The sequence below is a fragment of the Nocardia crassostreae genome (assembly GCF_001613405.1).
GTDB lineage: Bacteria > Actinomycetota > Actinomycetes > Mycobacteriales > Mycobacteriaceae > Nocardia > Nocardia crassostreae.
In genome coordinates, this window is the sequence record NZ_BDCH01000017.1 from 239,885 (window position 1) to 261,476 (window position 21,592).

Genomic DNA, 21,592 nt, shown 5'->3' on the forward strand with positions numbered 1-21,592 from the left:
CGTAGGCTCCGCTGGTCGGGAGTTCAGTTGTGCCGGTCCGGCATTACCGGCAGGCCGGTCCCTTCGGGACGGCGACGTAGACGCCGTCGTTCAGGCGGGCCTGCGGCGAGAGCAGGGTGTCGGCTTCGAGCTGACGCACCTTCTTGGCCGGGGTGCCGTCACCGCCGAGGCGGCGGTCGGCGGGGCGCTCGTACATCGGCGCGCCGCCGCACATGGCCTCGCTGAGGCGCTGGCGTCCGGCGAGCTGACGCTCCTCGGCGCGGCGCTGGTACTCCTCGCGCTTGCCGGGCTCGATGGCCGCGACGAACGCCTGCGGGTGTACCACCGCGAGCAGGCCCGACACGTGGCCGAAGCCGAGCGAGGTGGCCAGACCGGCCTTGAGCGGGAAGCGATCTCCCAGCTCCAGCGCCTCGCGCACCCACACCAGGTTCGGGTAGGCCAGCATCTTCTCGTCCACGCAGTCCAGGCTGCGGTTCGGCGGGATGACGCCCTGTTCGAGCACCTGGCACAGGCCGATGAGCTGGAAGGCCGCCGCGCCGCCCTTCGCGTGACCGGTGAGGGTCTTCTGCGAGATCACGAACAGCGGAGCGCCTTCCGAGCGGCCGATGGCGGTGGCGAGGCGCTCGTGCAGCTCGGACTCGTTGGGATCGTTTGCCGCGGTGGAGGTGTCGTGCTTGGAGATCACGGCCACCTCGTCCGGGGTCACGCCCAGCTTGCGAAGTTCCTTGGCCAACTTGGACTCCGGCCCGCCGCGGCCCGCGCCCAGCGCACCCAGGCCGGGGGCCGGGATGGAGGTGTGCACGCCGTCGGCGAAGGACTGGACGTAGGCGACCACGCCGAGCACCGGCAGGCCCATCTCCAGCGCTACGCTGCCGCGGGCGAGGAGAATCGTGCCGCCGCCCTGGGATTCGACGAAGCCGCCGCGACGGCGATCGTTGGCCCGGGAGAAGTAGCGGTCGCTGATGCCCTTGGCGGACATGGCGGCCGAATCGGCGGTGGCGGACATATCGCCGAAGCCCACGATGCCCTCGATGCCGAGATCGTCGTAGCCGCCCGCTACCACCAGATCAGCCTTGCCGAGCCGGATCTTGTCCACGCCCTCCTCGACGGAGACCGCCGCGGTCGCGCAGGCGGCGACCGGGTGGATCATGCCGCCGTAGGAGCCGACGTAGGACTGAACCACGTGCGCCAGAGCGACGTTGGGCAGCGCCTCCTGGAGGATGTCGTTTGCGCGCGGCTCACCCAGCAGGTTGTCGATGTAGAGCGAGCGCATGGAGGACATGCCGCCCATGCCCGTGCCCTGGGTATTGGCGACCAGCGCCGGGTGCACCCACGCCATGAGTTCGGCCGGGCTGAACCCGGAACCCAGGAAGGCGTCCACGGTGCAGACGATGTTCCACAGCGCCACGCGGTCGATGGAGTTCGCCATATCGGCGGAGATGCCCCACTTGGTGGGATCCCAGCCGGTGGGGATCTGACCGCCGACGGTGCGCGACAGCTGGGCCTTGCGCGGCACCCGAATCTCGGTGCCCGCCTTGCGCGTCACCTGCCAGTCGCCCGAATCGGCGACCGGCGTGACGACGGTCTGCTCCGGGTTGGCGGCCTGGAAGGCGCAGGCCTCGGCCTCGCTGTTGACCACGAAGGAGAGATCCTTGTCGAGGAACACCGAGGTGAGCAGCGGCGCGGTGTTGTCGAGCATGGCGCCGTCGTCGCCGTAGCGGCGCACGCCGCAGCGCTCCACCACGGTGTCGTGGTAGCGGTCGGCGAGCTCGGATTCGTCGACGTAGTCACCGGTTTCGGCGTCGTACCAGCCGGGCTTGGGATCGTTCTCCCAGGTGACCAGGCCGGTGGTCCATGCCAGTTCCAGCACGCCCGCGGCGGAGAGGCGGTCGGAGACCTCCATCTCGAAGCGGGTGCGCGCGGAGCCGTAGGGGCCGAGCTCACCGGCGCCGACGATGACGACCATATCGTCGAGATCGGCGGTGACCGAACCCCATTCGGGGACCGGCAGCGCGGAGGTCTGGGTCGGCGGGGCGGGCAGGGCGGCGATGGTCGCGCCGTCGATGCCCGTCTCGGCCTCGTCCTCGGCTTCCTCGGCCGCGGCGTGCGCGTCCTTGGCCAGCGCGGACAGGTCCAGCTTTGCGCGCGCCAGGCCGCCGGTCAGATCGATCTGCTGCGGTCCGGTGGCGGTGACGATGCGGGCCCGCATGGTGCACCACTTGAGCAGCTCGTCGGCCATCTCCTGGGTGGACCAGGTGTGCACGCCCGCCTTCTCGACGGCCTCGACCAGCGGATCGTTATGGCCCATGAGCCCGGTGCCGCGCACCCAGCCGATGAGCGCGTGCACCAGGGTGACCCGCTGCGCCCAAGACTTCTCGGCGCGCCACTTGGCGACCACGGCATCGAGGGCGGCCTTGGACTCGCCGTAGGCGCCGTCACCGCCGAACAGGCCGCGGTTGGGCGAACCCGGCAGCACCACATGCAGTTTGGCGTCCACATCGTGGTCGGCGCCCAGCTTGGACAGGCCGCCGATGAGGCGTTCCACCGACCACAGCAGGACCCGCATCTCCATTTCGGCGCGGGCTCCGGCGTCGGCGAGGTCACCGGCCACGCGCGGCGCGGCGAACGGCATGAGCAGCGTGGGGGTCATCGCCTCCTTGACGAGAACCTTCGCGCCACCGGCATTGTCGACCTGTTCATTGCCGACCCAGTCGATGAGGGCGTCGATATCGCTGTAGGAGGCCATATTCGCGGGCACCACCCACAGCGCGGCGCCGTGGCGGGCATGCTCGCGGTACAGCTTCTTGTAAAAGCCCAGGCGGTTGTCGTCCAGCTTGGAGGTGGTGACGATGACCGTGGCGCCGCCCGCCAGCAGGCGTCCGGTCGCGGCGGCCGCGATGGAACCCTTACTGGCGCCGGTGATCACGGCGATATCGGAGGACCAGACGCCGGGCTCCGCACTGCCGACGGCGGCCTCGGCGATCTGCCCGTAGACACCGGCCAGCACCGAGCGGGCTTCGCTCTTGGCGCGTTCGCGCCACCAAGTGGCCTGGGTGGCAACGGCTTCGCCGGAACCGAGGTAGCCCTCGACCGGGAACTCCGCCAGGACGGCGTCGTCGCCCAGCCACAGCCGGGCCAGATCCTCACGGGCGCTGGCCCACCGGTCGTCGATGAGCACGGCCTTCTTGGCGTCGAAAGCGGGCGCCACCAGGCGCGGCCAGTCGGTGCCGAGTTCGGCGGAGACCAGATCGACGAGGGTCTCGTCGGTGGCCTCGGGCGCGGACGCCTGCTCGGTCAGGCCGAGCTGTTCGAGGATGATGCGGGCGGTGGTGGCGAGGACGCCGTTCTGCCCGGTGATCTGCTCGGTGAACTCACCCAGCGCGGCGGCGTCGACGGTCGCGCCGCCGCCGCCACCGACGGAGGGCATGGAGACCGCGACTCCGCGGCGCGCGGCCACGGCCTGCACGGCGGCGTCGATGGCGGCGTCGACGGCGGCGCCGTCATTGATGCCGCCCGAGACCAGCCCGCCCAGATCGCCGCCGCGCACGCTGGCGCCCTCGCGGGTGCCGAGCGAGACCTCGGCGGTGACGTGGTTGGCCCAGCCGTCGCCCAGACCCCAGGTCTTCTTGACCCGGTCGGCAATGGCGGCGGGCCGCTTGCCGGACGGGCCGAAGACCTTGCGCAGGTGATCGCCGATGGCGTCGGAGAGCACCGAGCCGAACGGCTTGTAGGTGCGGGCCAGGCGTTCCACGGTGGCGGACAGCGCGCCCATATCGGCGTCGGCCGCACCGTCGATGGCGCCCAGCGACAGTTCCGCGCCGAGGTCGACCAGCAGCTGATTGCGGCGCGAGGAGACGCCGTCGCACAGACCCTCGATGGTGTCCACGGGGCCGATCTGGTCCAGCCGCAGCTTGGTCCACAGCGCGATGAGCACGCGGGTGGCGTCGGCGGCGGAGAACGCGATGTCGTCCGGACGCGGGCCACCGGCGGGGGCGGCCGGGGCCGCGGCGGGCGCGGCGGCGGCCGGAGCGGCTGCGGCGGAAGCGGTCTCGGCCGGAGCCTCCTCCACGTCCTCGACCGGAGCAGGATCGGTATCGGTCGAGTACACGATGCCCGCTTCGCGCTCGATATTGAGCACCTCGACGGTGGCATCGGCGAACTGCGGCAGCTTCAGCGTATTGGAGGCCAGATTGGCGACGGTCGGCGTTGCGGCCAAACCGATTTCGACGAACCGCTCGACGCCCACGCCGCCGTGCTCGGCATCGGTGAACAGCAGGTCCTGGGTCTCGATCCAGCGCACCGGGCTGGCGAACTGCCAGGCCAGCAGCTCGACCAGCACCACGCGGCACAGCTCGGTGGGCTTGGCGGCCCACTCGTCGAAGTCGGCGAGCACCTCGGCCAGGGGCTCCGAGGGCACCAGTTCGGCGATCTCGGTGATGAAGTCGCGGTCGAGGGAGAACGGCCGCGGCACCAGGTTCGGAATATAGCGGCCCGCGAGGATTTCCGGGTGCAGGTCCGAGGGCAGCAGCTCCTCGAGCTTGGACCGGAACTCCGGCACACCGGCGCGCAGCACGGTGGAGTGGAACGGGACGTCGATGCCCGGGATGAGCACGAAGGCGCGCTTACCGCCGAATTCGGCACGGCGGCGCTCGATTTCCTCCTCGAGGGCCTCGAGACCCTTCACGGTGCCCGCGATGGCGTACTGTGCGCCGCGCAGGTTGAGGTTGACGACCTCCAGGAACTCCCCGGCCGCTTCGCCGATGCCGGTGACGAAGCCGATCACATCGTCGTCGGCCACGCCGATCTGGGACGGGCGGATGGCTGCCATCCGATAGTTGCTGCGGCCCTGGGCATCCCGGGGCACCAGCTCGTGCATGGCGGAACCGCGCTGGAACACCACCTCGAGCGCGGCGGCCATGGGCAGCACGCCCGCGACGGCGGAGAGCGCGTTGTACTCGCCGACCGAATGCCCGGCCAGCATGGCGCCCTCGATGAACGCGCCCTGCTCGCGCAGTTCGGCGACCTGCGCCACGCCCAGGGTGGCCATGGCGACCTGGGTGAACTGGGTCAGGTGCAGGACGCCCTGCGGGTGCCGGTATTCGACGCCGCGCGCCTTGAGGTAGGTCGGGTTGTCGCGCACCACGGCCAGAATCGAGAAGCCGAGGGCCTCGCGGGTGTGCTTGTCGGCGCGGTCCCAGACCTCCTTGGCGGCCTTGGAGCGGGTGCGCGCGTCCAGACCCATCCCCTTGGTCTGAATGCCCTGGCCCGGGAAGGCGTAGACGGTCTTCGGGGGCGCGATGCGACCGGTGGCGGTCATGACCAGATCGCCGCCGATGCGGCAGGAGACCTCGACGATCTCGCTGCCCTGGTCCACGGCCACTCGCTCGAGCCGCACATCGATCTGGGCGCCGAGGCGAACCATGCCGAGGAATCGGGTGGTCCACGCGGTCAGGGTGCGCGGCGGCACCTTGTCACTCAGGTCGATGGCCGACACCGCGTGCTGGGCGGCGGCCGAGAGCCACATGCCGTGCACGATCGGGCTGCCCAGTCCGGCCAGCTTTGCGGCGGAATCCGAGGTGTGGATGGGGTTGTGGTCGCCGGAGACCTGCGCGAAGGCGGCCATGGCGCGCGGCGCGGTGATGGTGACATCGCGGCGACGGCGGCGCGGGGTGTCGGAAGCCTTGTCCGACAGGATGCCCGCGGCACGCGGCGGATCGGTGAGCTCGCCCGCGCCGGTGCGGCCGCGAATGGCGAAGCGCTCGGTGAGGGTGGCGATGGTCGGCATGGACATGCCGGTCCCCGGCTTGTCCAGCATGCCGGTGATCTTCACCCGCACCTCGACGACGCGGCCCAGATCGGTGTCCAGGGTTTCCCCGGCCTCGGCGCGGACGGCGAGAACGCCTGCGCCATCGGGGAGTTGGCCGACGAGGGCGATCCGGTGGTCGAGGTGGACCAGGTCCAGCATGCCCTCGATGACGCTCGCACCGGAGTCGGTGCGGGTCGCGCCGAGCACGGCGAACACGGCGGGCCAGCAGGCGCCCACGAGCACGTCCGGCACGGTGCGGCCGATGGTGCTGAGGTTGGCCGGGAGTCCGGCGCCGGTGACGCCCGCGTGATCGGCGATGAGGTCCGGGGTCCAGGCCAGGTTGATGTGCGCGACCTTGGTGCCGTCGACGGTCTTGACCTCCGGCAGCGACTGCCCGGCGGCCACGGCCAGCAGCGCCGACATGGCGGTCTCGGCATCGTCCTCGGTAATGACCGGGGCGCCGCCGTTGTAGACGCTGACCGGCACGGTGATGCGGATGCGCACCGCATCGCGGCTGTGCACATTCTCGCCCGAGCGGGGGCTCTGCGTGGTTACGCGGGCTGCCTCCTCCGAGCCCTGACCGGTCGGGCGGCGCAGCGGCACCGTCAATTCCACACAGGCGTGGTCGGTTTCGGGGCCCTCCGCGGCGCTCAGGGTGGCGCCGGTGGGCGGGTGGACGGCGCCCTTGCCGTTCATGGTCCACTCGGCGAGGTCGCCCAGGCGGTGGATCGGGTTGACGGTGGTGCGACCGGCCCACTGCACATCGGGGGCGGCGAGCACGGTGTCGATGGCGCCGGAGGTGACATCGGCGCGGCGGCGGCCGTCCACGGCGGCCGGGACGATACCCGCGCGCACCAGGGCGTAGGCGGTGTCCTGTTCGAAGCGGTCCAGGAGTTCACCGACCGGTTCGTCCACGCGGGTGATGCCCGCGACGGAGACGGTGCCGGGGATGACGCACACCTGATCGGCGCCGTAGCGCGGATCATGCGCCTGCCACAGCGAATCCGAGCGCCACCAGCGGCGCACATCGCCGTCCACGACGGGCACGAAGTTGACCGGCTTGCCCGGGGTCTTGCACAGCGAGACGAAGAACGGGACATCGGCCGGGTGCAGCACGGTGGTGTCGGCGGCCGGGTAGGTCTCCTTCAGCGTGCACAGGGCGCGCACCGGCTCCTCGAAGGCGGCATCGTCGGCGAACAGGGTCGCGATGGCGCCGCGGTCGGCCGGGTTGAGGCGGGATTCGGTGCGGCGCATCATATCCGCGAACCGGTCGCGCCAGGTGATGTCCAGCCACACCGAGCGAGTGGCGTCGGCGATGGCGTCGCCGAAGTCGCCGCCGCAGTCGAAATCCTTGCGGCGGTCCAGGCCGACGGCGAGTTCGACGTAGCGCTCCAGCCATTCGGTGTAGGTCATGGCGGCGACATCGCCGAAGTACGGCTTGGCGGTGCGGTCGAGCGCCTCGATGATCTCGGCGCGGCGGGCGGCCACGGCCTCGGCGTCACCGGCGACCTCGTCGAGCAGGCGGCCGGTCTGTGAGGCGGCATTGTCGATCTCGTGGATATCGGCGCCCAATTGGCTGCGGCCGGAGGCCATTCCGCCGGTGGCGGTGCCCGCGGCGACCCAGTCGGGGGTGCCGGGGGTGTCCACGAGGAGCTGCTTGACCTCGGGGGCGGTGATGGCCTCGAGGGTGGCCATGGCGGCGGTGCCGACCAGCACGCCGTCCAGCGGCATGGCCGGGTAGCCGTGCTGCTCGGCCCAGGCGCCGGTGAGGTATTCGGTGGCGCGCTCGGGGGTGCCGATGCCGCCGCCGACGCAGACGATCACATTGTCGCGGCCGCGCAGTTCGGCGTAGGTGTCGAGCAGCAGGTCGTCGAGGTCCTCCCAGGAGTGGTGGCCACCGGCCTTACCGCCCTCGACGTGCATGATGACCGGGTAATCCTGGACGGCGTCGGCAATGCGCAGCACGGCGCGGATCTGGGCCACGGTGCCGGGCTTGAACGCCACATGGGTGATGCCGACCTCGGACAGCTCCTCGATGAGGGCGACGGCCTCGTCGAGTTCCGGAATGCCCGCGGTGACGATGACGCCATCGAAGGGCGCACCGGCGGTGCGGGACTTCTGCACCAGGCGCTTACCGCCCAGCTGCAGCTTCCACAGGTACGGGTCGAGGAACAGCGAGTTGAACTGCACGGCGCGGCCCGGCTGCAGCAGCGTGCGCAGTTCTTCCACGCGATCGGCGAAGATCTGCTCGGTGACCTGACCGCCACCGGCCAGCTCGGCCCAGTGGCCCGCATTGGCCGCGGCCGCAACGATTTTCGCGTCGACCGTGGTGGGGGTCATGCCCGCCAGCAGGATGGGCGAGCGGCCGGTGAGGCGGGTGAAGGCGGTCTCGACGACGATGCGGCCATTGGGCAGGCGCACCGGCTCGGGCGCGAAATCGGCCCAGGCGGGGGCGATTTCGGGGGCGGCGCCCGGGGTGAACAGGCTGCGCTGGCCCGCGCGGGTGGAGGCGGCGAGCACGCCGACGCCGGTGCCCTTCAGCGAGCCGGAGGTGAGGCGGGAGAGCAGATCGCCGGGACCGAGGTCCAGAATCCACTGCGCGCCTTCGGAAACCGTCTCGTCGACAGTCGCGACCCAGTCGATCGGATCGACCAGCACTTCCTGGGCGAGGGAACCGGCCAGCTCGGCGTCGATGCCGCACTGCCCGGCCCAGCCGCGCACCAGTTCGACGGTGTCGGCCAGCGCGGGGTGATGGAAGGCGACCTCGACCGGGATGTCCTCGAAGACCGGCGCGAAGATGGCGCCGCCGCGCTTCTTGGCATCGCGCTCGCGCGCCTGCACGTCGTGGATCTCGGCGCAGCGCCGCCGCACCCGGTCCAGCTGTGCAACCGGGCCGGAGAGCACGGCGCGGCGACGGCCGTTGCGAATGGAGAGCACGGCGGCCTTGTCCGGGGCGACATCCGCGGACAGCTGCTCGACAACGGTCCGCAACTGCTCCGGATCGACATTGGAGACGGCGACCATGGGCGAACGCTCGCCCACCGGCATGAGACCGCGGCGGCGGGCGACCAGACCGGCGGCGGCACCGACGAGCTGGGCGATCGCCAGCAGTTCGGCATCGCGCTGCCCGTGCGCCTGCGCGGCGGTGGCGGCGATCCGGCCCTGCGAGTGCCCGATGACCGCGACCGGAGCCTGCGCGACGATATCGAGGCCCTGCAACCGCAGGGCGCGCAGCGCGGCGACCTGGGTCAGGAACACACCCGGCATGGAGACCGCGGCGGAACGCAACACCTGCGCTGTGGGCGCCGCCGACACCTCCCCCTGCTCGGGATCGGCGAGTTCTTCCTCCAGCATCCAGGCAATGGGGTCGAAGCCGACCGGCCGCACCACGAGTAGCTGCGCGGCAACGGGTTCGAGCATGCGCGCGGCCTCGTTGACCAGTGCCGTCAGCTCGGGTTCGAGCGCCGAGTCGCGCCCGATCTCCTCCAGTTCGGTGAGCCACGCAGCCCCCTGCCCGCCGAATGCGAGGGCGTACGGCGCGCCCCCCAGCAACCGATCCAGCAGCGACGACCTGACTCCTTGTTCCCGGTTCTTTCCAGCCGCCTTGGCCTTCGCTCCGGTCCCGGTGCTCTCGTTGATCGTCAAGACTTCGACTTCCTTCTCCTGGCGTCCCCATCCCCACAGGACTGGGCCGCGCTCACGGTGCGCAGGTGTTCCTCCGGCCAACTGGCCCTGGTAGATGACGAGGATTCCACAAAATCATGAGGATCTCCTCATGTTTGGCGTCGCCTAGCACCGCTACTACTGGGTATTTCGAGACGCCCGTACCAGAATATTCAGAAACATGACCCTCCCTCATGTTTGAACCCCCTGGCGAGGCCGGTTACACCCGTGAAGGAAATGCGAGGGCCCCTCACATTGCCCGTTATAAAATCGTTATAACCCCTGGTAGGGTTACCGACCAGTACGCCACACCTCCCCGGTGCTTCGCGATCCCGCTCAGGCCCGGTAAAGTTTGGACGGTCGTACCATCAGCGCGAGTGGCGAAATTGGCAGACGCGCCAGATTTAGGTTCTGGTGTCCACGGACGTGGGGGTTCAAGTCCCCCCTCGCGCACAACCTCCCGAGGCTCGGCGGCAATCCCCGCCGAGCGCCCGCTTTGTCCGGTTCCCCGCCGCGGGCTCCCCGCCGAATCACACGGCCGTAACTCTCCAGCAAACGCCACAGTGCATTCGCGCATCGGGCGTTTGTTCGCCGTACTACCGTCCTTGGTGACCGGCTGTGGTGACGGGCAGGGCAGCGGCGAGGTGGTCGTTGTCGGCGGAGATTCGGAGGGCTTGGACCAGGCTGCGGTAGAGGTCGTCGGTGGCGAGTAGGTGAGAGTGGGTGCCGGTGGCTCGGATTCGGCCCGATTCGAGGACGACGATGGTGTCGGCGTCCATGACCGTGGAGAGGCGGTGGGCGACCGTGACCACGGCGGAGTGGGTGGCGCGGCAGCGGATGCAGTCGTGGATGGCGGCTTCGGTGAGGCCGTCCAGTTGGGCGGTTGCCTCGTCGAGGAGGAGGACGTCGGGGGCGCGAAGGATGGCGCGGGCCAAGGCGATTCGTTGGCGTTGGCCGCCGGAGACGGCGGTCGAGCTCAAGGGGGTGTCCAGGCCTTGTTCCAGGGTTCGGACCTTGTCGGTCAGGCGGACCTCGTGGAGGACGTGGCGCAGTTCCTCTTCTGTGGACTCGGGGCGGGAGAGGAGGAGGTTTTCGCGGATGGTGCCGGGCACCAGCGGGGTGTCCTGTTCGACGTAGGCCAGGCGGGCGCGGATCTGGTCGTGGGTGAGTTCGCGGTAGGGTCGGCCGTCGAGAAGTAGTTCGCCGGTTCGGGTTTCGAGGAAGCGCAGGATCAGGGAGAGCAGGGTGGTCTTGCCCGCGCCCGAGGGGCCGACGATGGCGGTGTGGCCGCGGCGGGGGATGGCGAGGTCGATGTCGGTCAGGGCGGGGGGCGCATCGGGGGCGAATGCCGCTGTCACGCGGCGTAATTCGAGGACAGGTCCGGCCGGGTTCGGCTGGGCTGCGCGCGGGTGGGCGGGTGCGGTGTCGGACTCCAGTTCCAGGCTGTCCATTTCGCGGATGCGGCCCGCGGCGGCGATGCCGGATTGGAGGGTGGTCATGTGCTGGCCCAGCATGGTGATCGGGTCCAGTAGGCCGAAGGCGTAGAGCAGGAAGGCGATCAGGGTCGAGACCTGCATGAGGCCCTCGCTCACGCGCCAGGCGCCGATACCCAGGATGAGCAGGATGGCGAGCTGGATGCCGCTCATTCCGACGCTCCAGGCAATGGCATCGCGGCGCACCGCGCGAATGCCGTGCCTGGTGGATTCCCGCGCGTCGGAAAGGATTCGGTCGGATTGGCTGGTTTCGGCGCGGCTGGCCTTGACCGTCCGGATGGCGCCCAGCGCGCCCTCGAGCAGGCCGCCGAGCCGCCCGACATGCTCCTGGGCCCGCTCCTGCGCGGTGGCGATGCCCGGCATGAGGGTCGCGAACAGGACGACACAGACGAGGACGGCGGCGATCGTGACGCCGAGCAGGACCGAGTCCAGCACGGCCATCAGCACCAGCGTGCCGATCAGCATGATCGCGCCGTTGATCAGGCCGATCACACTGGAGGACGCCGCCTCGCGCAGCAGCACCGTATCGGAGGTGACCCGGGCGACGAGCTCACCGATCGGGCGTCGGGTCACGGCGGGCACGGTGGCGCGGAAGAACCTGCGCACCATGGACTCCCGCGCTTCCAGCACCACCCGCTCCCCCAGCGAGCCGAGCAGGATCCACTCCCACGCCTGCACCACCACGCCGATCAACAGCAGCCCCAGCAGGACGAGCATCGGGCCGAGCAGCGAGGCCGAGGTGCCGAGCGAGTCGAGGACCCACTTGGTGACCATGGGCGTCGCCAGGCCCATGGCCGATGCCAGCAGCGCCAGCACCATTCCGAGCCCGATCGTGCGCAGGTGCGGACGAGCGAAGGACCACAGCACCCGCAGCCGAGGCCAGCGCATGGTTTCTGGAACGATCATCGTCAAATTAGAACATTATGTTCCAGTTCGGTCAATCGAGTTATCGTATGCCCATGAGTGAGACCATCGCGGAGTCCGGCACGCGGGCGCGTACGCGGCGAGCCATCCTCGATGCCGCGGTCACTGTACTGACCCGCGAGCCCGGCGCCTCCATGGCGACGATCGCGGGCCAGGCGGGCGTGGGCCGCACCACCATGCACCGGTATTTCCCCGAGCGTTCCGACCTCATCGCCGCCCTCAGCGCCGACACCATGGAGAAGGTGAACGCCGCGCACGCGCGAGCCCGGCTCCAGGACGGGCCGATCCTGGATGCGCTGGATCGGCTGTGCCAGGAGTACTTCGAGCTCGGCGATATCTTCATGCTGTCCTATACCGAGCCGCAGTTGCTGTCCGGGCCCGAGTGGAAACAGCCCTCTCCGCAGGACCGCGAATTCCTGGACTTGATCGACCGCGGCCGCACCGAGGGCGTCATCGACAGCCGCCTCGACCCGGCCTGGGTTCAGCAGGTGCTCTGGTCGATGCTGTTCTCGGGGTGGGAACACATCAAGGAAGGGGCAGCCAGGCACGATGCGCTGAGCCTGTGCCTGCTGACATTCCGTAAGGCCATCAGCCGCTGAGCGGTGTGGGAGCGACCGGATTTGCAAAAATATGTAGACCGGTCTAGTTTTTGGTCATGGGAAGCAAGGGAACCGAGACTCGGCAGCGGATGATCGACGCGACCTTGTCGCTGATCGAGCGGCGAGGTTACTACGGCACCGGGCTCAATCAGGTGCTCAATGAGAGCGGCACGCCGCGGGGGTCGTTGTACTTCCACTTTCCCGGGGGGAAGGACGCGTTGATGAGTGCGACCATCGAGCAGGGCGCGGAACTGGTTGGGGCGCTGATCGATGCGGCTGAGGACAAGGATGCGCGCACTGCGGTGACGCGGGTGCTGCGGGCGCTGGGTGATCGGCTGGAGTCGTCGGGGTGGCAGAGCGGATGTCCGGTGGCGACCGTCGCGCTGGAGGTGGCGGGGACCAATGACGCGGTGCAGGCCGCGTGCTCGGCCGCGTACCGGCGGTGGACGGAAGCGCTGCGGGTGCGGCTGGAAGCCGATGGGCGGCACGAGAATCCGGGTGATCTGGCGGTGGCGGTGCTCGCTCTCATCGAGGGGGCACTGCTGCTCGCTCGGACGCATCGGAGCCGTGAACCGCTGGAGCAGGCGAAGCGGACCTTGCGCACGTTGCTCTGACACAACACATCTCGGACCTGGCACATTTCGAATGCGCCGCCGCTGGGCGGCGTTTGCTTCGGCTTAAAAATATGTAGATCGATCTACTAGGAGTGGTCATGACACATCCCGACAGCATTGTGTTCGGCGCGGCCGGGTTCATCGGGCGCGCTCTGGTCGCCCGGCTGCTGGGCGATGGTCACCGCGTGGCGGCGGCGGTGCGGCCCGGCGGTGCGGAGCGCTTGACCTCGTGGCTCGCGGAGCAGGGCGTCGATCAGGCCGAATTGACCGTGCTCACCAGCGATATCGCCGTTCCGGGCCTGGGTCTGGATCCGGCGGCGGCACTGGACGATATTCGCGAAGTGTACAACTGCGCGGCCCGATTCGCCTTCGGCCTCGACCCGGCCGAGGCTCGGTGGGTGAATGTGGACGGAGCGCTGCATGTCCTCGACTGGGCGGCGGCGCGGCCGGGGCTGCGGCGGCTGGTGCATATCAGCGGGTATCGCGTGGATTCCGATATCGCGGGCGACATCGATTACGGCACAGGCGCTTACGAGGCGTCGAAGGGTGAGGGCGATCGGCTGCTGCGGGAGCGGGCCGCAGCCATCGGCGCGCCGCTGACCATTGCCAATCCCAGCACGGTCATCGGCCCGGGGCAGTACATCGGGCTGGCGGAGATGGTCGAGGATCTGTGGAACGGACGCCTGCCCGCGGTGCCGGGCGGCACCGAAACCTTTGTGCCCATTGTCGATCTGAACTTCTTCGTGCGATTCCTGGCGCGGCTGCCGGAGCTACCGGAATCGGCGGGGCGGTCCTACACCGTGCTCGATCAGAACAGCCCGACGCTGCCCGGCCTCGTCCGATCGATCGCCGCGCATCTGCATGTGCCCGCGCCGCGCTTCACCGTCCCCACCCGCTTGGTCGCCACCTTGCCCAAGGCCGTGACCGGCGCCGACCGGGAGCGGCTCGCCTTCCTGGCCGAGGACGGCTACGACACCGGGGCCGCCGATGCCCTGGCCCGGTCGGCCGGAATCCACATGCCGCCCACCGAGTCGGCCCTGCTTGCCTGGGCGGATCACCTGGTCGCCGCCCGGTTCGGACGCGCGCACGCCGATCCCACCGCCGGATCCGCGGACGGCACCTGGCTGTCGGGCGACCGCCGCGCACCCGATTACGTTTTCCTGCACGGACTTCCACTGGACGGCGATTCGTGGAATCCGGTGCGCGAACTGCTCCCCGCGTCGAGCCTGGCAATGGACCTGCCCGGTCTGGGCCGGTCGGCGCCCCGTCCCGGATCCTCGACCGAGTGGCTCGACGAACTGCTCGCCGGAATCACCACCCGTCCGGTGCTCGTCGGCCATTCCCTCGGCTGCGGCCCTGTGCTCCGCTACGCGGCCGCGCACCCGGAGAAGGTCTCCGGAATCGCGCTGGTGTCACCGTATTTCCTACAGGACCGGCCCGGAATGCTGGAGCACTCCCCGCTGGCCGCGCCGCTCCTGCGCCGCCTGCCCGCGGCACGCCTGGCCGAACGGCTCGCGGTGCCGCACGGTCCCGCCATCGACAGCGCCGCCGCCAACCTGCATCGCCTCGGTGTCGCCACCCGTACCGCCACCGCCCTGCGCGCCGCGGCCCGCGAGGACCACCGCGCGGAACTGCGAGAGCTCTTGCGCGGCTCGGCCGTTCCCGTCCAGCTGATCGCTGCTTCGGACAATCCACTCACCGTTCCGGCCGATGCGCCGGTCACCGTTGTCGACAGCGCCGGGCACTACCCCCAGCTGACCCATCCGGCCGCCGTGGCCGCGGCCGTGTCGGAGGCTTTGATCCGCACCTGACACCATGGGTGGCGGATATCGCTCACAGACAGAAAGGTCGGTATGCCGGAGCGGGATACGGTCGCGTCACTCACGCCGGACGAGGCGCTGGACGAGCTCGAGGTTCGCTACGACCGGGCCGTCGCCGCGCTGCGGGAGGCGGTGGCGGCCTTCGTCGAGCACAGGGTGACGCCCGACAAGGCGGCACGGGCGGCCGGGGCGTTCGTCTATCCGGAACTGCGGATCAGCTGGGGCGGAGTGTCCGCGCCGCGGCATCGATCGCGGGCGTGGGGGCGGCTGACCCGGCCGGGGACGTATCGGACCACGATCACGCGGCCCGCGCTGCTCCGGGACTGCCTCGTCGAGCAGTTGACCGCCATCGCGGACGACTACGACGTCCGGATCGAGGTCGGCCGCTCGGAGCAGGAGATTCCGTTTCCGTATGTGATCGACGGCGCGGACCTGGCCCTGGACCGTTCGGTGAGCGCGGATCTGGCGGCCCACTTCCCCACCACGGATCTGGCCGTGATCGGTGACGAGATCGCGGACGGGCTCATCGACACCGCAGGGCCCCTGCCACTGGGGCATTTCGACGCCTTGCGCACCGATTTCTCGCTGGCGCGTCTGCGGCATTACACCGGCACACCGCCCGAGCATTTCCAGCCGTACGTGCTGTTCACCAACTACACCCGGTATGTGGACGAATTCGTGCGCTGGGCGGCGGAACAGATCGCGGACCCGGACAGCGAATTCGTTGGATTGTCCTGTGCGGGCGGGGCTTTGATCACGCCCGAGACGCGCGATCGGGAGTCGGCGGTCTCGGATCTGGCCTGGAAGCGGCATCAGATGCCCGCCTGGCATCTGATGTCCGCGCGGGGGCCGGGCATCACACTGGTCAATATCGGTGTGGGCCCGGCCAATGCGAAGAACATCTGCGACCATGTGGCGGTCCTGCGCCCGCACGCCTGGCTCATGATCGGGCACTGCGGCGGGTTGCGTGAAAGCCAGCGGATCGGCGACTACGTGCTCGCACACGCCTACCTGCGCGATGACCACGTGCTGGATTCGGTACTGCCGCCGGATATTCCGATCCCGTCCATTGCCGAGGTGCAGCGCGCGCTCTACGACGCCACCAAAACCGTCAGCGGGATGCCCGGCGAGGATGTCAAGCACCGGCTGCGCACGGGCACCGTCGCGACGACCGACGACCGCAATTGGGAACTGCGCTATTCCGCGTCGGCGCTGCGGTTCAACCTCAGCCGTGCCATCGCGGTGGATATGGAGAGCGCCACGATCGCCGCCCAGGGCTACCGGTTCCGCGTCCCCTACGGCACGCTGCTGTGCGTATCAGACAAACCGCTGCACGGGGAGATCAAACTGCCCGGGCAGGCCAACCGGTTCTACGAGGGCACCGTCTCCGAGCACCTGCAGATCGGGATTCGCGCGGTGGAACTCCTACGCGCCGAACACGACAGCCTGCATTCGCGCAAGCTACGGACCTTCAACGAGCCGCCGTTCCGCTGAGCGTACGGTGACCGAACCCGCCTGGGCCGAACGACTTTCGTGCCAAGGCGGCTGATCACGGTGAACCGCAAAGGCTGCCGTGCCGTACTACGGGGTGTTCCACACATACACTTCCGTGGGCAGAGAACTCATGCGGAACGCATCGTTCGATGAACCTCTCGACTACCTCGTCATTGGCGCGGGCCCCGGCGGATTGCAGCTCGGACAGCTGCTGCACGCCGCGGGGCACACCTACGAGATTCTGGAATCCGCTGGCAGGCCGGGCAGTTTCTTCGAGACCTTTCCCCGGCACCGGCGGCTGATCTCCATCAACAAGCCGCATACCGGCAGCGTCGATCCGGAGCTGAATCTCCGGATGGACTGGAACTCGCTGTTGTCGCCCGAGCCCGAGCTGCTGTTCACGCGGTACAGCGCACGGTATTTCCCGGACGCCGACGATCTCGTGCGGTACCTGGCCGACTTCGCGGACACGCTCGGGCTTTTCATCCGCTACCGGACGCGCGTCGCCCGAATCGGGAGGGCGGCAGACGGTTTCACCGTCACCGACCGGAATGACCGAACGCACCGAGCCAAGCGGTTGGTACTGGCGACCGGGCTGAGCCCGAACACACCGGCCATTCCCGGTATCGAGACCGCCGAGCACTACGCATCCGTCTCCGTCGATCCCGCCGACTTCACCGATCAGCGGGTGCTGATCATCGGAAAGGGGAACTCGGCGCTGGAGACGGCCGACAACCTGATCGAATCCGCCGCGGTGATCCATGTCGCGGGGCGCAGTTCCGTCCGCATGGCATGGAACAGCCACTATGTCGGGCATCTGCGCGCGGTGAACAACAACTTCCTCGACACCTATCAGCTCAAATCGCAGAACGCGCTGCTCGATGGCGATGTGGTGTCGATCGAGCGGGACGGCGACGGATATCTGGTGCGCTTCAGCTTCTCCCGGGCCGATGAGGTGGTCAAACAGCTGCGCTACGACCGGGTGATCGTGTGCACCGGATTCCGGTTCGACACCGCCGTTTTCGCGCCGGACTGTCGGCCGCGCCTGGTGATCGACGACCGGTTTCCCGAGCTGACCCCGGCCTACGAGTCGGTGAACGTACCGGGCATGTACTTCGCGGGAACGCTCATGCAACAGCGCGACTTCAAGAAGTCGACGGGCGGGTTCATCCATGGTTTCCGGTACGCCGTGCGCGCCCTGAGCCGCATCCTGGACCAGCGATATCACGGCCGGGAGTGGCCCTATCGGCTGATCGAGGCATCGGCAGGCGCGCTCGCCGCGGCGGTGATCGCCCGGGTCAACCGCAGTTCGGCACTGTGGCAGCAATTCGGGGTCATCGGGGATCTGCTGCTGCTCGCACCGGACGGGCCCGCCCGGTACCTGGAGGAGGTGCCCGTCGACTACGCCCGCGAAAACGACTACGGCTGTGACTATTTCACCATCACGCTGGAGTACGGTCCCGATCACGACAAGGTGGATCCGTTCGATATCTCGGTGCGGCGCACCGCCCAGAACGCGGCGGACCAAGCGGTCGACGCGTCGTATCTGCACCCGGTGATCCGGCACTGGAGCGGCGGACGGCTGCACGGCGTGCACCATATGGCGGAGAACCTGGAGAATCAGTGGGACGATCCCCGGGCCCACCGCGCACCGCTGGCCGAATTCTTCGGCAGCGCTGTGACCGCCCCGGCCGTCGGTGCGCGTCAGTGAGCGCCGCCATGCCCGACCTGCGGAATCTGCTGAACCTGAAGGATATCGAGGACGCGGCGCGGACCGTCCTCGACCCGGTGTACGCCGATTACATCGCGGGCGGCGCGCGTGACGAGATCACGGTACGGGCGAACACAGCCGCGTTCGAGAAGCTGCGGCTGCTGCCCCGGATGCTGCGCGGCGGCGGTAAGCGCGACCTGGAAACCACGCTGTTGCGCAGTCGGGCGAGCATGCCGATCCTGCTGGCGCCCAACGCATTCCACAAGCTTGTCCATCCGGACGGCGAACTCGCCACCGCGCGCGCGGCCGCGGCGGCGGACACCATTACGATCGTCGCCATGGCGGCCACGGTGGCCGTGGACGAGGTGGCCGCCGCGGCCCGCGCCGCCACCGGCGGGCGCGCGGCGCTGTGGTTCCAGCTCTACATTCAACCGGACCTCGAACTCACCGAGATCCTGGTGCGCCGCGCCACGGACGCGGGCTGCGAAGCGCTCGTGGTCACCGTGGACTCACCGATACTCGGTGTGAGCGAGCGCAATCGGCGCAATGGCTTCACCGATCTGCAGCCGGGTCTGGCGTGCGAGAACCTGCGCGATCTGCGCGACGGCGAACCCGGCCACGTCCGCCGGATCGTCATGTCGCCGGAAATCGCTTGGTCGCATATCGATTGGCTGCGCGGAATCACCACCCTGCCGATCCTGCTCAAGGGGCTGATGCATCCCGAGGATGTGCGCCTGGCGGTGCGGCACGGCGTCGACGGGCTGGTGCTGTCCAATCATGTTGGGCGGCAGCTCGATTCCGTGCCCTCGACGATCGAGCTGCTGCCCGAGGTGGCCGGTATCGTCGGCGGGCGGATTCCGATCGTGCTCGACGGCGGCGTGCGACGCGGCACCGATGTGGTGAAGGCGCTGGCCCTCGGTGCGGCCGCGGTCGGCATCGGCCGCCCCGCGCTCTGGGCGCTGGACTGCGGGGGCGAGGCGGGGGTGCGGCACATGCTGGAACTGCTGCGCACGGAGCGCGATGACGCGCTCACCCTGTGCGGGGCCGTCGGCGTGCGCGATATGACCTCCGATCTGGTCCGCGGGGTGCCGTGATGAGCGCCTGGTGGTTGCTGATCCCGGCGTTCGCGGCGGCGGTGAGCCTGCCGTACTGGCTGCCCCCGGCGGTGGTCGCGCTGCGTGTCCGAATCTTCACCCTGGTCAATGGCGAGGCCGGGCTGCCGGCGCCCAGCGATCGGCTGCCCGCCGGGGTGTTCCGGCGGCTCTACGGACATCCGGCGGCGAACGGCCGCAGCCGGGGAGCCGCGCTGTCGGACCTGTTCTGGTACTGGCTGTCCCCCGGCGCCGAGGTGCACCAGGAACACCTGGAGCCCGGCCCGCGCTACGACGATGTCGCCCGGACGACCCGCAGGATTCTGGCCGGACTCGGCAAGGCGCAGTGGGCCGAACTGGTCGGCCGCTGCACCCGCCGGGTGCTCGATGACTACGAGGCCGGGCGCGGACGCCGGAGCCGCCGGGTGCGCCTGCGCGATCTGGTGATGCCGATCTGGGCGGAGGCGTATTACGAACTGGTCTTCCATCGGCCCTGCCCGCCCGGGGCCGGAGCCTTGATCACAGCGCACGCCGAGGATGTGGTGTCCGCGCTGAAATGCGCTCGGCTGCGGCACATGAACCGGCGTGACCGGCTCACCCGCTACCTGCGCGAACAGCTCGCCACCGACCCGCCGCAGCCCTTGCCCGCCACCCTCTCGGCCGATGAGCGGGTGTACTACCTGCAGGGCACTTTCTTCAATACCGCCGTGGTGCAGATGTCCGAGGCGATGGCGCATCTGCTGCTGGCCATCGCGACGCACCCCGAGGTGCAGCAGCGGCTGGCCGCCGATCCGTCCGATGACGCCTACCTGGACCGGGTAATCTACGAAACACTGTGGCATTAACCGCTTTTCGGAGTAGCCCATCGCATCACCACGAGCGAGATCGCCGGTGACGCGGAGCACGCGGTGATCCCGGCCGGTTCGGTGCTCCTGTTCGACTACCTCCGCTATCAGCGGACCGACGGGCACCGGGGGTTCGACCCCGATCGTTGGGCAACGCCGGAATCCACACCGCCGCATTACATTCCATTCGGCGTGAGCACCAATCGCCCGTGCCCGGCGCGGGGCTTCGCCACCCTCACCATGCGGATCTGCGCCCAGGAGGTGCTGGCCCGCTATCGTCTCGATTCCACCGCCGAGCACACCCGCTCGCTGCCCAACCGCGGACCGTGCCTGCTGACACCCCGTTCGGCCCGATCGCGCCCGCCGGGCCTCTCGCTGACGCTCATGCGATGGCGTGATCGCTGGGAAGCGTTGCCGCGCAGCGTGGTTCAGCTCGTACTCGGCAGCTGGATGGTCTTCGACGCCCGGCGCCTGCGGCTGTGCACCGGTTACTTCGCCGAGCGTGAGGCGGGCGTGCGGTGAGCGCGAGCGAACTGGCGCCGGTCTTCTTCGCGGCCGCCGTGGTGATTCTGGTGACCTGCCGCCTCGTCGCGTTCGCCGTGACTCGGTTCGGCCAGCCCGCGGTGGTCGGCGAGATGATCGCCGGGGTGCTGCTCGGGCCATCGGTATTCGGATTGCTCGCACCCGGCCTGTCGGATCATCTGTTTCCCGCGGAGCTGCGGCCGCTGCTCTATGTCGTCGGGCAGATCGGGTTGGCCACCTTGATGTTTCACGCCGGGTTCGAGTTCCGCAGGCATGCGGGGCGCGGGCTCACCGGTAGCGCGCTGGTGATCTCGGCGGCGGGCGTACTGTTCCCGGCGCTGCTGGGGCTGGGCCTGACGATCGCCGCGCACGGCCGGGTGGACATCTATGTCGAGGGTGTCCCGCTGGGCGTGACCGCGGCCTTCGTCGCCGTCGCCCTCGCGATCACCGCATTCCCCATGCTGGCCCGGATCATTACCGAGCGCGGGCTGTCGGGCACCCGGCACGGCTCGCTCGCGCTGGCCGCCGGAGCCTCCGACGATGTGGCCGCCTGGATCATGCTCGCCGGGGTGCTGAGCGTGGCCGCGGGCCATGCCCGGCCCATTGTCGTCGCGGTCGGTGGTGCGCTGGTCTTCGTGGCCGTGCTACTGCTGGCGATCCGGCGCCTGCTCGCCTGGAGTCTGGCGCGCCCCGGGTGGAGCCACGAGTCACGCCTGCTGCTGGCCATCGCGGTACTGTTCGCGGCCGCCTGGTTCACCGATGTGATCGAGCTGTACGCGGTATTCGGGGCATTCTGTGTGGGATTGGCCATGCCGCAGAGCGAGACCGCCGAACAGGTGGTGGACAGCACACATTCGGTGACCCGGGTGATCTTTCTGCCCATGTTCTTCACCTATTCGGGTCTGCATACCCGGTTCGATCTCTTCGCCGAGCCGTCCGTGCTGGTGTTCGGCGTCGCCGCGGTGGTCGTCGCCGTGGTCGGCAAGTTCGGTGGATGCTGATGTACCGCC

At 69.3% G+C, this 21,592-nt stretch carries 11 protein-coding genes and 1 tRNA gene; 10 read left to right on the plus strand and 2 right to left on the minus strand.

What is annotated here, in order from left to right; all coding sequences use genetic code 11:
* Positions 1 to 43: 43 nt before the first annotated feature.
* On the minus strand, positions 44 to 9,451 hold the full coding sequence (locus tag NC4_RS17660) for a type I polyketide synthase (RefSeq protein ID WP_067539347.1): 9,408 nt from the start codon (positions 9,449 to 9,451) through the stop codon (positions 44 to 46).
* Between the two features lie 389 nt (positions 9,452 to 9,840).
* Here NC4_RS17660 and NC4_RS17665 point away from each other — a divergent pair.
* Positions 9,841 to 9,922, plus strand: a tRNA-Leu gene (locus NC4_RS17665).
* Between the two features lie 143 nt (positions 9,923 to 10,065).
* On the opposite strand, the gene NC4_RS17670 is transcribed toward NC4_RS17665, so the two are convergent.
* Positions 10,066 to 11,868: an ABC transporter ATP-binding protein gene (locus NC4_RS17670; protein ID WP_067539350.1), complete on the minus strand. Its 1,803-nt coding sequence runs from the start codon at positions 11,866 to 11,868 to the stop codon at positions 10,066 to 10,068.
* A gap of 53 nt (positions 11,869 to 11,921) precedes the next feature.
* On the opposite strand from NC4_RS17670, the gene NC4_RS17675 reads away from it, so the two are divergent.
* The 9 genes from NC4_RS17675 to NC4_RS17710 all read left to right on the plus strand — a co-directional run bounded on the left by NC4_RS17675 (position 11,922) and on the right by NC4_RS17710 (position 21,583).
* On the plus strand, positions 11,922 to 12,485 hold the full coding sequence (locus tag NC4_RS17675; protein ID WP_067539352.1) for a TetR/AcrR family transcriptional regulator: 564 nt from the start codon (positions 11,922 to 11,924) through the stop codon (positions 12,483 to 12,485).
* 56 nt (positions 12,486 to 12,541) lie between these two features.
* A complete protein-coding gene (locus tag NC4_RS17680) occupies positions 12,542 to 13,099 on the plus strand; it encodes a TetR/AcrR family transcriptional regulator (protein WP_067539355.1) in 558 nt (185 codons plus the stop codon).
* A gap of 98 nt (positions 13,100 to 13,197) precedes the next feature.
* Positions 13,198 to 14,910 (plus strand): alpha/beta fold hydrolase, encoded by a 1,713-nt coding sequence (locus tag NC4_RS17685; protein ID WP_067539358.1) that lies wholly within the window; start codon positions 13,198 to 13,200, stop codon positions 14,908 to 14,910.
* Positions 14,911 to 14,952: 42 nt separating this feature from the next.
* Positions 14,953 to 16,413, plus strand: a complete 1,461-nt coding sequence (locus NC4_RS17690) for an AMP nucleosidase (protein ID WP_067539361.1) — start codon at positions 14,953 to 14,955, stop codon at positions 16,411 to 16,413.
* A gap of 130 nt (positions 16,414 to 16,543) precedes the next feature.
* The gene (locus NC4_RS17695) at positions 16,544 to 18,124 is read left to right on the plus strand and encodes an NAD(P)-binding domain-containing protein (protein ID WP_067539899.1); all 1,581 of its coding nucleotides are present in this window, start codon (positions 16,544 to 16,546) and stop codon (positions 18,122 to 18,124) included.
* A gap of 8 nt (positions 18,125 to 18,132) precedes the next feature.
* Entirely contained in the window at positions 18,133 to 19,218 is a 1,086-nt protein-coding gene (locus tag NC4_RS17700; protein WP_067539901.1) for an alpha-hydroxy acid oxidase, read from the plus strand.
* Positions 19,218 to 20,060, plus strand: a complete 843-nt coding sequence (locus NC4_RS41660; RefSeq protein ID WP_218021201.1) for a cytochrome P450 family protein — start codon at positions 19,218 to 19,220, stop codon at positions 20,058 to 20,060. Before NC4_RS17700 ends, NC4_RS41660 begins: the two co-directional genes overlap by 1 nt.
* Positions 20,061 to 20,252: 192 nt before the next feature.
* Positions 20,253 to 20,582 (plus strand): hypothetical protein, encoded by a 330-nt coding sequence (locus tag NC4_RS41665; protein ID WP_218021202.1) that lies wholly within the window; start codon positions 20,253 to 20,255, stop codon positions 20,580 to 20,582.
* Complete coding sequence (locus NC4_RS17710; protein WP_218021203.1) at positions 20,579 to 21,583, plus strand: cation:proton antiporter; 1,005 nt, start codon at positions 20,579 to 20,581, stop codon at positions 21,581 to 21,583. The genes NC4_RS41665 and NC4_RS17710 overlap by 4 nt, the downstream gene beginning before the upstream one ends.
* The last annotated feature ends 9 nt before the right edge of the window (positions 21,584 to 21,592 follow it).

What these genes read in the sequence shown, in the direction of transcription:
- NC4_RS41660 (WP_218021201.1), top strand. Translation starts at nt 19,218, where the DNA reads ATGAGCGCCTGGTGGTTGCTGATCCCGGCGTTCGCGGCGGCGGTGAGC.
- NC4_RS17675 (WP_067539352.1), top strand. Translation starts at nt 11,922, where the DNA reads ATGAGTGAGACCATCGCGGAGTCCGGCACGCGGGCGCGTACGCGGCGA.
- NC4_RS17700 (WP_067539901.1), top strand. Translation starts at nt 18,133, where the DNA reads ATGCCCGACCTGCGGAATCTGCTGAACCTGAAGGATATCGAGGACGCG.
- NC4_RS17695 (WP_067539899.1), top strand. Translation starts at nt 16,544, where the DNA reads ATGCGGAACGCATCGTTCGATGAACCTCTCGACTACCTCGTCATTGGC.
- NC4_RS17690 (WP_067539361.1), top strand. Translation starts at nt 14,953, where the DNA reads ATGCCGGAGCGGGATACGGTCGCGTCACTCACGCCGGACGAGGCGCTG.
- NC4_RS17685 (WP_067539358.1), top strand. Translation starts at nt 13,198, where the DNA reads ATGACACATCCCGACAGCATTGTGTTCGGCGCGGCCGGGTTCATCGGG.
- NC4_RS17670 (WP_067539350.1), bottom strand. Translation starts at nt 11,868, where the DNA reads ATGATCGTTCCAGAAACCATGCGCTGGCCTCGGCTGCGGGTGCTGTGG.
- NC4_RS17680 (WP_067539355.1), top strand. Translation starts at nt 12,542, where the DNA reads ATGGGAAGCAAGGGAACCGAGACTCGGCAGCGGATGATCGACGCGACC.